Origin of the sequence: Demequina globuliformis (assembly GCF_000975155.1) — a bacterium.
GTDB classification, from domain to species: domain Bacteria; phylum Actinomycetota; class Actinomycetes; order Actinomycetales; family Demequinaceae; genus Demequina; species Demequina globuliformis.
The window spans coordinates 34,393-47,060 of record NZ_BBRG01000003.1; the positions used below are offsets into that span (position 1 = coordinate 34,393).

Below are 12,668 nucleotides of genomic sequence, written 5' to 3' on the forward strand. Positions count from 1 at the left end.
ACTTTTGTAGTGCTACCACACAAAAGTAGTGAGGACTTCGTCACAACTGGCGGAAGCGGATGAGTTGGCCTGTACGCCGGGTTCTGTCTGGCACGCCGCGTTACCGCACCGCGCCGGGCGACCATCCATCTAGGCCCTGGATTGCTCCAGGGCTCCAGCAGCCTACCCGGATGCCTCGGGCGGGCAGCCCTCGAACGCATCCTGTCTGGCCTTGCTCCGGGTGGGGTTTACCGTGCCGCTCCTGTCACCAGTCGCGCGGTGAGCTCTTACCTCACCCTTTCACCCTTACCTTCGGCATACACCGAAGGCGGTCTACTCTCTGTGGCACTGTCCCGCGGGTCACCCCGGGTGGCCGTTAGCCATCACCCTGCCCTGTGGAGCCCGGACGTTCCTCGGGGCTCTGACGAGCCACGCGGTCGCCTAGCCAACTCATCCGCGCCTCAAGACTACCCGGCAGGCCACCTGACCCGAGCATCGGCCCGATGCAGTGGTCACCGAAAACTGACGGCCAGGGCGCCGCAGCCCTCGAATTCCCGCCGGGTTTGTTCGGCCAGGCGAGAAGGCGAGGGCCTCTTGCCCCGTACCCTGGTGGGCGTGCTGATCCTGCTGCCACCGTCCGAAGGAAAAACGGCGCCCACCCATGGCGCTCCCGTCGACCTTGAGTCGCTGTCCCACCCCGCACTCTCCAGCGCACGCCAGCGGGTAGGCGACGCGCTCGCCAAAGTGTCAGCGCAACGCAACGCCTTCGACGTGCTCGGAGTGGGACCCAGTTTGGAGGCTGAGGTGGCCCGCAACCGGAACCTGTGGGACAACCCCGCAGCTCCGGCGGCCCAGGTCTACACCGGGGTGCTCTATGACGCGGCCGGCGCGGCCACTTGGGATGCCGCGCACGCCGCCCGCGCCGCCTCGCGCGTGCGCATCGTGTCAGCGCTGTGGGGAGCGCTCTCCCCCGCTGACCGCGTCCCGGCCTACCGCCTCTCGATGTCGACGTCGCTCGGACGCGTGGGTCCCCTCGCGTCCTACTGGCGCCAGCACCTCGCCCAGGAACTCTCCCACCAAGCCGGTGACGGCATCATTGTCGACTGCCGCTCAAGTGCGTACGTTGCTGCCTGGCGCCCCAGCGCGCACCCCGTGGTCAACGTGCGCGTGGAACGCGAGCTGCACGGCAAGCGCACCGTGGTCAGCCACATGGCCAAACACACGCGCGGGCTCCTCACGGGCGCGCTGACGGCGACTCAGACGGAACCCCAGACGGCGGATGAGGTCGCCGACGTCGCCCGCTCACTCGACCACGTGATCGACGTCGCGCTCACGCCGTCCGAGCTCACGATCGTGCTGCAGGGTTAATCCGTCGGCGCACCCACGCACAGCACGTGGCGCTCGATGATGTCGCCGTTGGTGTCCACATGCAGGCGCAGCATCGTCAGCGATGCCGGCTGCGGCCAGATGGCTCCCCACGTCCGTGGATCCATGCCCAAGGACACGCCCACGGCTGACTTGATCGCGACGGCGTGCGAGGCCACGGCCCACGTGCGAAGTTCATCGCGCCCCTCGGCGGCCAGTACCGCATGCTGACGCGCCACGTCGGTCAAGAAGGCATCCATCCTGGCGCCCACCTCAGCGATCGATTCGCCCCCGGGAGCCGGGATCTCGGAAAAACGCCAGCGGTGGATCGCGTCGCCGAATCGCTCGGCAACCTCGTCCCCTGTGAGTCCCTCCCACTCGCCAAAGTGAATCTCGCGCACCCGGTCATCGGTCTCGACATGCGCGCCCACTCGACGTCCCAGCGCGCCGCCGGTCTCCTGCGTACGGGTCATGGGCGACGCGAACACACGGCTCACGTGAGCGAGGTGCGGCCACGAGCGCCGGCCGATGTTGTAGATCGCGTCCGCGGCCTTGGCGACCTGAATACGCCCCTGTGCATTGAGCGAGGGCCCGACCTCACCCGAACCAGACAACGCGTGTGTGAGCGTCATGTCCGTCACCCCGTGGCGCACCAGCACCACGGTGAGGGGGCTCACAAGATTGGCAGCGTCCGCGGCAAACGGGGACCGGCTGGGCGCGCTGTCGCGCTGCGCGTCGTCATACTCCGGCCCCGTGGGGTTCGCGTCTGGCGTCATGCGTCCGCCTTGCGCACCAAAATGCGCCCACACTCCTCACAGCGCACGACCTGGTCCGCGGGGGCAGACTCGATCGCACGCAGGTCGCCCGCGTTGAGCGTCATGTTGCAACCCAGGCAACGCGGGCCCTGGAGGGCAGCCGCTCCCACGCCGCCATGCTGGTCACGCAGACGCTCATACAGCGACACGAGCGCGGCGTCGAGGCCCTCCGCCTTGAGCACGCGCTCGGCTTCGATGTCGGCGACTTCGTCCTGGATGTCCGCTGCGGCGCGTGCCCGCTCCGCCTCCAATTCGGCGATCTGCGCGTCGATAGCGTCGCGCTGACGCGTGGCGTCGGCGTGGCTTGCCTCCGCCGTCTCAAGGCGTTCCATGGCCTCCAGCTCAATGTCCTCGAGGTCGCTCAAACGCTTCTTCAGCACCTCAAGCTCCGCCTGGAGCGCCTGCAGGTCCTTGGCATTCGCTGACCCAGAGTCGAGGCGGGACTGGTCGCGTTCCGCGCGAGCCCGGACGGCCTGGACGTCATCCTCCGCCTTGGTGACTTCGCGGCGAAGATCAGAGACCTCGGCCCCGCGCGCGATCGCATCCTCCTGCAGGTCCGCCGCGCGGCCGGTGAGTTCGGCAATCTGAGCGAGCTGAGGGAGAGTCTCGAGGCGGTGGCGGGCCTGCTGGATGCGCAGGTCAGCGTCTTGAACCTCGAGTAGTCGCTGCTGGTCGGCGACGGGGGCGGTAGCCACAGGTAGGTCTCCTTTTGGGTTACGCGTGCGGGTCGGGCCGCGACGGGATGTGCGCGGTCCAGGGGTCAGTGTTCAGGGTGGAGACGGTCGTGTCCACTCCGGCGGCATCAGCCACGTGTTCCGCGGTGGCCGTCAACCAAGCCCACTCAGAAGCCGAGTGCGCCACGTCGATCAGGAAGGGCCGTCCATCACCCAAGTCAGCCGTTTCGCGGAAGTCTGATGCGGGGTGGTGACGCAAGTCTGCAGTGATGTAGACGTCCGCGCCGGCCGCCCTGGCATCGGCCAAGTAGGCGTCTCCCGAGCCCCCACATACGGCGACGGTCGTGACTGCGGCGTCTAGGTCGCCCGCGACGCGCACCCCGTGCGCGGTCGCTGGAAGGGCCTGGGCGACCTGCTGCGCGAACTCCGCGAGAGAGATGGGGCCGGGAAGGGGGCCGATGCGCCCAGTCCCCTGCGTACGGTCTCCGGGGCGGGCGATGAGCGGCGCTGAGGTCCTCACGCCGACGGCTTGGGCGAGCGCCTCCGAGACGCCATCGGTGGCGACATCCGCGTTGGTGTGGGCGTTGTAGTGCCCAATTCCATGGGCAATGAGCTGGTGGATCACGGCCCCTTTCGAGGACGTGACGGGCAGTTGCGTCGCGCCCCTGAGCAGCAACGGGTGATGTGTGACGATGAGGTCGGCGTCGATGTCGATCGCCTCTTGCACCACGGCAAGCGTGGGATCCACGGCGAAAAGCACGCGACGGACATGCGCCGTGGGATCGCCAACGGTGAGGCCGTTGACGTCCCAGTCTTCAGCGAGGTGGAGCGGAAAGCGCCGTTCCAAGATGTCTGCGATGTCCGCGACGGTGGTCATGGCACCACGCTACTCAGGTTTCGCGCCTGGGATTCTCCAAAAGCCGGTCAATCTTGGCCTCGAGTTCGCGGACTTGCGCCTGAAGCTCCTCGTGGCGAGACTCTTCCCTCGCCTCATCCTCGCTGTCGTCACCTGACGTGAGCGCCACAAACCATGCGGCCACGGAGGCGGTCACGACACCGATGAGCGCGATACCGACAAGCATCATGATCACGGCGACGATGCGCCCGGTGACGGACACCGGCGAAAAGTCGCCATAGCCCACGGTCGTGACGGTCACGAAGGCCCACCACAGGGCGTCACCAAAGTTATTGATCGCGGAGTCCGTGACCTCGCGCTCAGCTGCCAGCACAGCAACGGACCCGATCCATAGGAGCAGGACCACCGACAGGATCACCGCCTGCATGGTCTTGAGGCGGCCCTTCGCCGACGCGAAGGCCGCGCCCTGGGTAAAGGCGGTGAGCACCTTAAGAGGGCGTGCTGCCGGCACGGCCACGGCAATGACGTCGAGGGGATGCGTCCACAAGAACTTCCACGACTTTTGGGAGATCAGCGTGCGAATGATGATGTCGACCAAGAACGCGACCCAAATGAAGCCCTGAATCGACAGCAGAGTCGAGCGCACGCCGTGTGGCAACTCAGTGAAGAAGATGATGCGCGCCGACCACACCAGGAGGAAAATAAAGGCCAGCGCAGCCATCGGGGCATCGGTCTTGGCCGCGTATGCGTCGTATCGCGGGCCCATGGGTTCGGCCACGGTGCGTCCCTTTCCTCGCGTTCAGCCGTTCGCCCCACATCGTAGCGAGTGCAACCAGCCGCCTAGAGTTTCTGCGCGAGCATGACCAGGATTCCGCTGGGGCCGCGCACATACGTGAGGCGGTACATGTCTTGGTAGTTCGCCACACCCCGGAGCGGATGGCAGCCATGGCGTGCGGCGACATCGAGCGCGGCGTCGAGGTCGTCCACGGCGAGTGCGACACGATGCATGCCAATGTCGTGTGGCTCAGTTGGCGGCGTCGCGCGCGCTGCGGGGTGCAAGTACTGCATGAGTTCAATGCGTCCGTGGCCGTCAGGCGTCGTGAGCACCGCGATCATGGCGTGGTTTCCGTCGAGCCCGACCGCGGTGTCGGCCCATGTGCCACTCACCGTGTCGCGGCCCTCGATGCTCAAACCGAGGTCAGTGAAGAACGCAATCGCCGCGTCGATGTCCTCGACGGCGATGCCGACGTTGTCCAGTCTGGTGACCATACGGGAGATGGTAGAGCCCTGGCGTTCCGGATGCGCGGTGACGCTGCCACGGGCGCACATTACGGGCGGAGCGGCCATGCGCGCTGCGCGCTTGTCTCACGAGTGGGCCCTACCGGACTCGAACCGATGACACCTGCGGTGTAAACGCAGTGCTCTAACCAACTGAGCTAAGGGCCCGCCACCATTGTGGCGCATCTTGCGCGATGTTTACGACACGTCGCCAATCGCGGCGCGGTATTCGTCGAGATCTCGCGCCTGGCCAAGGTCAGACACGACAGACCAACGGAGGATCCCCTCAGAGTCGATGAGGAAACTGCCGCGTCCAGCGAGACCCTTGTCATCGCTGAACACGCCGTAGGCGCGCGCCGCCTCACCGTGAGGCCAGAAGTCGCTGAGCAACGGCGCGGAATACGCGTGTGCGTCTCCCCACGCTTTCATCGTGTACAGGGAGTCGCATGAGACGACCGCGACTGCGACATCCGAGCCCTCAACGAGCGGCGACTCGTCACGCAAGTCAATCAACTCGTTGGTGCAGGTGTCAGAGAAAGCGAATGGCACGAACACCAGCAGCAGCGGTGCCCCACCGAAGTCACGGAGAGTCGTTCGGCGGCCGTGCTGGTCGACCAAGACAAAGTCGGGAGCAGCCTCGCCTAGACGAGGTCCCGTCACTTTTGCCAACCCTTGTCGACGAGTCGAGTGCACGACCAACCTTCGCCCACCACGAAAGTGATCGTGGAGTGCAGTCCGGCGACAGAAGCCGCCTCTTGCACGTCGCGAGGCGGTACGTGGCCGGAGGTGCCGGCCTTGGGAGTGAAAAGCCAGACGGCCCCACCGTCGTCCATCAGCGACTGCACGTCCATCAATAGATCAGTGAGGTCGTCGTCTCCGTCACGGAACCACACCAGCGCTCCGTCGGTGACATCGCCGTAGTCTTCGTCGACGAGCGCTTCGCCGGTACGTTCCTCGATGGCTACACGCAACGCGGAGTCCACGTCCTCGTCGTAGCCGAATTCCTGTAGGACAAGTCCTTTGGTCAGGTCGAACCGGTCGATGACACCATCGTCGACGGTGCTCGTCCCCTCCTGTGTGGCCACAGCGGTGGCACTCCCTTCGTTGCACTCTCCGCGCAATTCCTGCGCGAACGTTTCCACCACAGTAGAGCGCGCGCGTAGGCCGTGGCAATGCGACAGGCCACTTGGGTCTCCACGCGGCACGGGCCCAGCGTGACATTTGCTCCGGAACTCGACACAATGAGCGATGAAGAGGCGGTACCACCCGCCCCCACCCCAAGGCACGGCGCTACACCCTTGCGCCCCACAGGAAGGTCACCGGTGGCATCACACGGCGAGATTGACAAAGACCCGAGCGAAACCGATGAGTGGCTCGAGTCGCTAGACGGACTGATCGAGACGGGTGGTGAGTCGCGAGCCGAATACGTCCTTGACCGCATGGTCGAGCACGCTGCCACCAAGCAGCTCTCGGTGCCGCTGAGCCTGAACACCCCCTACGTCAACACCATTCACGCGGATGACGAGCCCGAGTTCCCCGGCGACGAGGAGATTGAGCGTCGCTACCGCGGGTGGATCCGCTGGAACGCGGCCGTCATGGTGACGCGCGCGCAGGCTGCAGGCAAGGGTGTGGGCGGCCACATTTCCTCCTACGCCTCAGTCGCGACACTGTACGAGGTGGGTCTCAACCACTTCTTCCGCGGCAAGGACCACCCCGGCGGCGGTGACCAGGTCTACTTCCAGGGCCACGCGGCTCCCGGTGTGTACGCCCGCGGCTACGTCGAGGGACGCTTCAGTGAGGACGACCTCGACTCCTTCCGTCAGGAAAAGTCCGGTCCCGGTCGCGGCATGTCCTCGTACCCGCACCCGCGCCTCATGCAGGACGTGTGGGAGTTCCCCACCGTCTCGATGGGCCTTGGCCCTGCCTCCGCGATCTACCAGGCCTGGACCAACCGGTACATGCACCTGCGTGGCCTGAAGGACACGTCGCAGCAGCACGTCTGGGCCTACCTTGGCGACGGCGAGATGGACGAGCCCGAGAGCCGCGGCATGCTCCAGCTCGCTGCCAACCAGGGCCTCGACAACCTGACCTTCGTCGTGAACTGCAACCTCCAGCGCCTCGATGGCCCGGTCCGCGGAAACGGCAAGATCATTCAGGAACTCGAGGCGTTCTTCCGTGGTGCAGGCTGGAACGTCATCAAGGTCGTGTGGGGCCGTAACTGGGACCCCCTGCTTGCTCGCGATGAAGATGGCGCGCTCGTCAACCTGATGAACACCGTCCCCGACGGCGACTTCCAGACTTTCCGTGCGGAGTCGGGAGCCTTCATTCGCGACCAGTTCTTTGGCGGCGACCCGCGCGCCAAGGAGCTCGTCAAGGACATGAGTGACGACGAGATCTGGGCGCTGAAGCGCGGCGGCCACGACTACCGGAAGCTCTACGCCGCATACAAGGCCTCGACCACGCAGGCCAACGGCAAGCCCACGGTCATCCTCGCGAAGACCATCAAGGGCTATGGCCTGGGCTCCAACTTCGCGGCGCGCAACTCGACCCACCAGATGAAGAAGCTGGCGGCCGCAGACCTCAAGGTGCTGCGCGATACCTTCGACATCCCGTTCTCTGACGAACAGCTCGAGGCTGACCCTTACAACCCGCCGTACTACCACCCCGGTATGGACGACCCGGCCGTCAAGTACATGCTCGACCGCCGCAAGCAGCTGGGCGGGTTTGTCCCCGAGCGTCGCGACCCCAAGACGCAGATCGCCCTGCCAGACGACAAGGCATACGAACTGTTGGCGAAGGGCTCCGGCAAGCAGGAAGTCGCCACCACGATGGCGTTCGTCCGCCTGTTCAAGGACCTGGTGCGCGACAAGGAGTTCGGCAAGCGCATTGTGCCGATCATCCCCGACGAGGCTCGCACGTTCGGCCTGGACGCGATCTTCCCGTCGGCGAAGATCTTCAACACCAAGGGGCAGAACTATCTGCCCGTTGACCGCGAACTCATGCTCTCGTACAAGGAGTCTGAGGCCGGGCAGATCATGCACACCGGCATCAACGAAGCCGGCTCCGCCGCAGCCTTCCAGGCCGTCGGTACGGCGTACGCCACACACGGCGAGCCTTTGGTGCCGTTCTACATCTTCTACTCGATGTTCGGCTTCCAGCGCACTGGCGACCAGTTTTGGGCCGCGGGCGACCAGCTCACGCGCGGTTTCATCATTGGCGCCACGGCCGGACGCACCACCCTCACGGGTGAGGGCCTCCAGCACGCCGACGGTCACTCGCCTCTGCTGGCGGGCACCAACACCGCGGTGGTGCAGTACGACCCCGCGTTCGGCTACGAGATCCGCCACATTGTGCGCGACGGTCTGCAGCGTATGTATGGCGAGGACTCGCGTGACCCGAACGTCATGTACTACCTCACCGTCTACAACGAGCCCATTCGGCAGCCCGCCGAGCCGGAAAACGTCGACGTCGAGGGCATCCTCAAGGGCATCTACAAGTTCGCGGACGCGCCGGCCGGTGACGGACCGGAGGCGCAGATCCTCGCCTCCGGCGTGGCGGTTCCGTGGGCGCTTGAGGCTCAGGAGCTGCTGGCCACCCACTACGGCGTGCGCGCCTCGGTGTGGTCCGTGACGTCCTGGAACGAGCTGCGTCGCGAGGCGCTCGCATGCGAGGAGACGGCGTTCCTCAACCCCGGCGAGAACCCCGTGCCGTACCTCACCCAGAAGCTCCAGGGTGCGCAGGGCCCGTTTGTGGCCACGTCCGACTACGACCACCTGGTCCCCGACCAGATTCGTGCCTGGGTCCCCGGCGACTATGCGACGTTGGGAGCGGATGGCTTTGGCTTCTCCGACACTCGCGCCGCTGCCCGCCGGTACTTCAAGATCGATGGGCCGTCGACGGCGGTCAAGGTGCTCCAGCAGTTGGAGCGTCGCGGTCAGGTCTCCCCCGGAACGACGGCCGATGCCGTGAGCCGGTACGAGCTCCACGACGTCCGCAAGGGCACGTCAGGCAACGCCGGCGGCGACGCCTAAGGTCTACGCCTCAGAGGGCCCTGTCCACCGCACCAGCGGTGGGCAGGGCCCTCGTCGTTGTCGGCAGGCGCGACGAGTCAGCCTTGTCGTAGAGGTGCATCAGGAGGTGTCGCACTAACTGCGGGCCTGGCGTTGTGGGAATCCCACAACAACTCCCCTATGCTGACGGCATGGCCACCTCCGCTGCGCGTTCTGAAACGCTGCGCCGGCTCCGCGCCGCCACAGGGCGCCTCGCGACCGCCGCGCTCCGCCAACTCGATACGGACTATCCCTGGTTCCGCGCGCTCCCGGCGCAGGAGCGCTCCTGGGTGGGCACGGTCGCGCAGGCAGGCATCTCGTCCTTTGTCGCGTGGTTCGCTGACCCGCAACGGTCCCACCGCAGTGCCACCGAGGTGTTCGCGGCCGCTCCCCCGGAGCTCACGCGTTCCGTCTCGCTTCAACACACCCTGTCGATCGTGCGCACCGTCGTCGAGGTCGTCGAAACCCATTCCGACGAGTTCGCCTCCCCAGGTTCCGAACAGGAAGTCCGGGAAGCGATTCTCTTGTACTCGCGTGAGATCGCGTTCTCTGCCGCAGAGGTCTACGCACGCGCCGCCGAGACTCGCGGGGCATGGGATGCACGCCTCGAGGCCCTGGTGGTCGACGCGCTCGTGCGCGGAGAAGTCGACGACGACCTGCCCTCTCGCGCCGCGGCGCTCGGATGGAAGCCCGGGCCCACCCTGGTGCTCGTGGGCCTCACTGATGGCGCGCTCGGTGAAGTGCAAAGCGCTGACCTGCGTCGCACCATCCGCCGGTCTGCGCCGGGCGCGCTGGTCGGGATTCATGGCGAAGACCTCATTGTGATTTCCCGGGCCGACGAGGGTCACGAGGACCTCGTCGCCGCCCTCCTGCCAGCGTTTGGTCCGGGCCCTGTGGTCCGCGGCCCCAAGGCGGTCACCCTCATTGAGGTTGCGCGAGCCACGCGCGCCGCCGTGGCTGGCGTCATTGCCGCTCCCGCGTGGTCCATGGCACCGCGCCCAGTTGGCGCCGATGACCTCCTGCCAGAACGCGTGCTCGTTGGCGATACAGCTGCGCGGGAACGTCTGGTGTCGATCGCGTACGATCCGATTGTCCAGGCGGGTGGTTCGCTGTCGGAGACGGTCGCGACGTACCTGGACTGCGGACGGTCGCTGGAAACGGCGGCGCGCACTATGTTTGTCCACCCCAACACGGTCCGCTACCGCCTGAAGAAGGTCGCAGAGATGACCGGCTGGGACGTCCTCGCCCATCGCGACGCCCACGTGTTGGAAATGGCCTTTGCCCTGGGCCGCCTCCGGGACTCCAGCCGCGAGTCTTTGTAGAGAACCTACAAGACTCGCGGGAGATTCCCGTGAGCGAATGTGGCCGGCTCAGCCCACGTGTGCGTCATCCTAGAAACATGATTGCCGTTCTCTGCCCCGGTCAGGGTGCGCAGACTCCCGGAATGCTCAAGCCATGGCTTGAACTGCCCGAGGTAGCCGCCTCTCTCACCACATTGTCGGAAGCCACAGACGCAGACCTCCTCTCACACGGAACCGACTCCGACGCTGACACGATCCGCGACACCGCCATCGCGCAGCCGTTGCTGGTCGCCACGGCGCTGGCAACCGCACGCGCCGCGCTTGGCGACGCGACGCCAGGACTCGTCGCCGGCCACTCCGTGGGAGAACTCGGAGCTGCAGCGCTCGCTGGCGTCGTCACCGACGCGGAAGCGATGCGCCTGGTCACCGTGCGGGCTAACGCCATGGCTCAGGCCGCATCCGATGCCGAGCCCACGTCGATGGCGGCGGTTCTTGGCGGCGTCGAGGACGAGGTCCTCGCTCGCCTCGACCAGTTGGGCCTGACCCCGGCAAACATGAACGGCGGCGGACAGATCGTCGCCGCTGGAGCCGCAGCGGCGATCGAAGCTCTCGTCGCCGACGCGCCCGCTCGGGCGCGGGTGATCCCACTGCAGGTTGCCGGAGCGTTTCACACGTCCTACATGGCACCCGCCGTTGCAGCGTTGGAAACCGCGGCATCGGCCCTCACCCCCAGCGACCCGCGCGTGACACTGCTGTCGAACGCCGACGGCGCGCCCGTGGCATCCGGCGCTGACGCGATCACCCGCATCGTGAAGCAGGTCGCGAGCCCTGTTCGCTGGGACCTCTGCCAGGCCCGTATGCTCGACGAAGGCGTCACCGCCATCCTCGAAGTGGCCCCAGGCGGTGTGCTGACCGGCCTCGCCAAGCGCGGCCTCAAGGGCATTCCTGCAGTCGCCCTCAAGACGCCCGACGACCTCGATGCAGCGCACCAGCTGGTGAAGGAGCACGCGTGAGCCCCATCTCGATCAAGCGAGGACCCGAGTTCTCGCGCATTCTCGCCCTCGGCACCAGTCGTGGCGAGAACGTGGTCCCCAACGAGGACCTCATCGAGCCCATCAATTCCTCCGACGAGTGGATTCAGAAGATGACCGGCATCCGCACCCGCGTGCGTGCCGGGCGCGACACCGACGTCATCGACATGTCGGAAAAGGCTGCGATCGAGGCGATCGACAAGGCGGGAATCTCTCGCGATGAGATCGACGCGGTCATTTTGTCGACCATCACCTACCCCCACATCACCCCTGGTGGCGCTCCGGTGCTCGCGGACCGCTTGGGACTGCAGGCCGCAGCGTTCGACATTTCTGCCGCCTGCGCGGGGTACTGCTACGGCGTGAGCCAGGCCGATGCCCTGGTGCGCGCCGGCACCGCCCGGAATGTCCTGGTGGTGGGCGCGGAAAAGATGAGCGACTGGGTGGATCCCGCCGACCGCTCGATCTCCTACCTGTTGGGCGACGCCGCTGGCGCGATCGTCATCGGCGCGTCCGATGAGGCCGGAATCGGCCCCACAGTCTGGGGCTCGGATGGCTCCGGAGCCAAGCTCATCCGCCAGACCGCGTCGTGGACTGACGTCCGTGATAACCCGGACACGCCCTTCCCCACCCTTGTTCAGGAAGGCCCCAGCGTCTTCAAGTGGGCGTCGTTCAAGATGGCGCCCGTCGCGCTCGAAGCGATCGAGGCCGCCGGCGTCACTCCTGACGACATCAAGGCGTTCATCCCTCACCAGGCGAACGTGCGCATTATCGACCAACTCGCCAAGCAGATTGGCCTTCCGGACCACGTTGCCATCGGCAAAGACATCGCAGACTCAGGCAACACGTCAGCGGCCTCCATCCCGCTGGCCACCGAACGGCTGCTTCGCGACGGTGACGCCGCATCCGGTGACCTTGCCCTACAGATCGGATTTGGCGCTGGCCTGGTCTACGCCGCGCAGGTAGTCGTCCTCCCGTAAGGGACACAAGCCCCATAGAGTTCATACCCGTGTCCGCGTTGGTGTCAACGGGACGCACACACCCCATCCAGAAGGAGAAAAACATGGCTGACAAGAACGAGATCCTCGCAGGCCTCGCAGAGATCGTTGCCGAGGAGACCGGCCTGGACGCGAACGAGGTCGCCCTCGACAAGTCCTTCACCGACGACCTCGACATCGACTCGCTGTCGATGATGACCATCGTCACCCTCGCTGAGGAGAAGTTCGACGTGCGCATTCCCGACGAGGAGGTCAAGAACCTCACGACCGTCGGCGACGCCGTCACCTTCATCGAGGGCGCACAGAACTAACACTCGTTTCACCT

At 66.0% G+C, this 12,668-nt stretch carries 13 protein-coding genes, 1 tRNA gene and 1 other RNA gene; 6 read left to right on the forward strand and 9 right to left on the reverse strand.

Annotated elements, in window-relative coordinates:
* Positions 1 to 56: 56 nt before the first annotated feature.
* An RNA gene (rnpB, locus tag AOP75_RS10125) (RNase P RNA component class A) lies at positions 57 to 432 on the reverse strand.
* 141 nt (positions 433 to 573) lie between these two features.
* Between rnpB and AOP75_RS10130 the strand changes: the two genes are divergently transcribed.
* The gene (locus AOP75_RS10130; RefSeq protein WP_161794568.1) at positions 574 to 1,347 is read left to right on the forward strand and encodes a YaaA family protein; all 774 of its coding nucleotides are present in this window, start codon (positions 574 to 576) and stop codon (positions 1,345 to 1,347) included.
* Here AOP75_RS10130 and AOP75_RS10135 read toward each other — a convergent pair.
* The 8 genes from AOP75_RS10135 to AOP75_RS10170 form a co-directional block, all read right to left on the reverse strand.
* Positions 1,344 to 2,120, reverse strand: a complete 777-nt coding sequence (locus tag AOP75_RS10135; RefSeq protein ID WP_062078971.1) for a histidine phosphatase family protein — start codon at positions 2,118 to 2,120, stop codon at positions 1,344 to 1,346. The genes AOP75_RS10130 and AOP75_RS10135 overlap by 4 nt on opposite strands.
* Positions 2,117 to 2,854 (reverse strand): zinc ribbon domain-containing protein, encoded by a 738-nt coding sequence (locus AOP75_RS10140; RefSeq protein ID WP_062078972.1) that lies wholly within the window; start codon positions 2,852 to 2,854, stop codon positions 2,117 to 2,119. The genes AOP75_RS10135 and AOP75_RS10140 overlap by 4 nt, the downstream gene beginning before the upstream one ends.
* Before the next feature lie 19 nt (positions 2,855 to 2,873).
* A complete protein-coding gene (locus tag AOP75_RS10145) occupies positions 2,874 to 3,710 on the reverse strand; it encodes a Nif3-like dinuclear metal center hexameric protein (RefSeq protein ID WP_062078973.1) in 837 nt (278 codons plus the stop codon).
* 13 nt (positions 3,711 to 3,723) lie between these two features.
* Positions 3,724 to 4,467 carry a potassium channel family protein gene (locus AOP75_RS10150; protein WP_062078974.1) on the reverse strand — a complete coding sequence of 248 codons (744 nt, stop codon included), beginning with the start codon at positions 4,465 to 4,467 and terminating at the stop codon, positions 3,724 to 3,726.
* A 62-nt stretch (positions 4,468 to 4,529) separates the two neighbouring features.
* Positions 4,530 to 4,958 (reverse strand): VOC family protein, encoded by a 429-nt coding sequence (locus AOP75_RS10155; RefSeq protein ID WP_062078975.1) that lies wholly within the window; start codon positions 4,956 to 4,958, stop codon positions 4,530 to 4,532.
* A 103-nt stretch (positions 4,959 to 5,061) separates the two neighbouring features.
* Positions 5,062 to 5,135, reverse strand: a tRNA-Val gene (locus tag AOP75_RS10160).
* Between the two features lie 30 nt (positions 5,136 to 5,165).
* Entirely contained in the window at positions 5,166 to 5,627 is a 462-nt protein-coding gene (locus tag AOP75_RS10165; protein ID WP_062078976.1) for a peroxiredoxin, read from the reverse strand.
* Positions 5,624 to 6,052 (reverse strand): DUF3052 domain-containing protein, encoded by a 429-nt coding sequence (locus AOP75_RS10170; protein ID WP_062078977.1) that lies wholly within the window; start codon positions 6,050 to 6,052, stop codon positions 5,624 to 5,626. The genes AOP75_RS10165 and AOP75_RS10170 overlap by 4 nt, the downstream gene beginning before the upstream one ends.
* Positions 6,053 to 6,289: 237 nt before the next feature.
* Here AOP75_RS10170 and aceE point away from each other — a divergent pair, with 237 nt between their 5' ends.
* From aceE to AOP75_RS10195, 5 genes are all read left to right on the forward strand, one after another.
* On the forward strand, positions 6,290 to 8,998 hold the full coding sequence (gene aceE / locus AOP75_RS10175; RefSeq protein ID WP_236683146.1) for a pyruvate dehydrogenase (acetyl-transferring), homodimeric type: 2,709 nt from the start codon (positions 6,290 to 6,292) through the stop codon (positions 8,996 to 8,998).
* 170 nt (positions 8,999 to 9,168) lie between these two features.
* Positions 9,169 to 10,338, forward strand: a complete 1,170-nt coding sequence (locus tag AOP75_RS10180) for a PucR family transcriptional regulator (protein ID WP_083966933.1) — start codon at positions 9,169 to 9,171, stop codon at positions 10,336 to 10,338.
* A gap of 77 nt (positions 10,339 to 10,415) precedes the next feature.
* Positions 10,416 to 11,330: an ACP S-malonyltransferase gene (locus tag AOP75_RS10185; protein ID WP_062078979.1), complete on the forward strand. Its 915-nt coding sequence runs from the start codon at positions 10,416 to 10,418 to the stop codon at positions 11,328 to 11,330.
* Entirely contained in the window at positions 11,327 to 12,325 is a 999-nt protein-coding gene (locus AOP75_RS10190) for a beta-ketoacyl-ACP synthase III (protein WP_062078980.1), read from the forward strand. The genes AOP75_RS10185 and AOP75_RS10190 overlap by 4 nt, the downstream gene beginning before the upstream one ends.
* Positions 12,326 to 12,408: 83 nt before the next feature.
* On the forward strand, positions 12,409 to 12,654 hold the full coding sequence (locus tag AOP75_RS10195) for an acyl carrier protein (RefSeq protein WP_062078981.1): 246 nt from the start codon (positions 12,409 to 12,411) through the stop codon (positions 12,652 to 12,654).
* Positions 12,655 to 12,668: the final 14 nt, after the last annotated feature.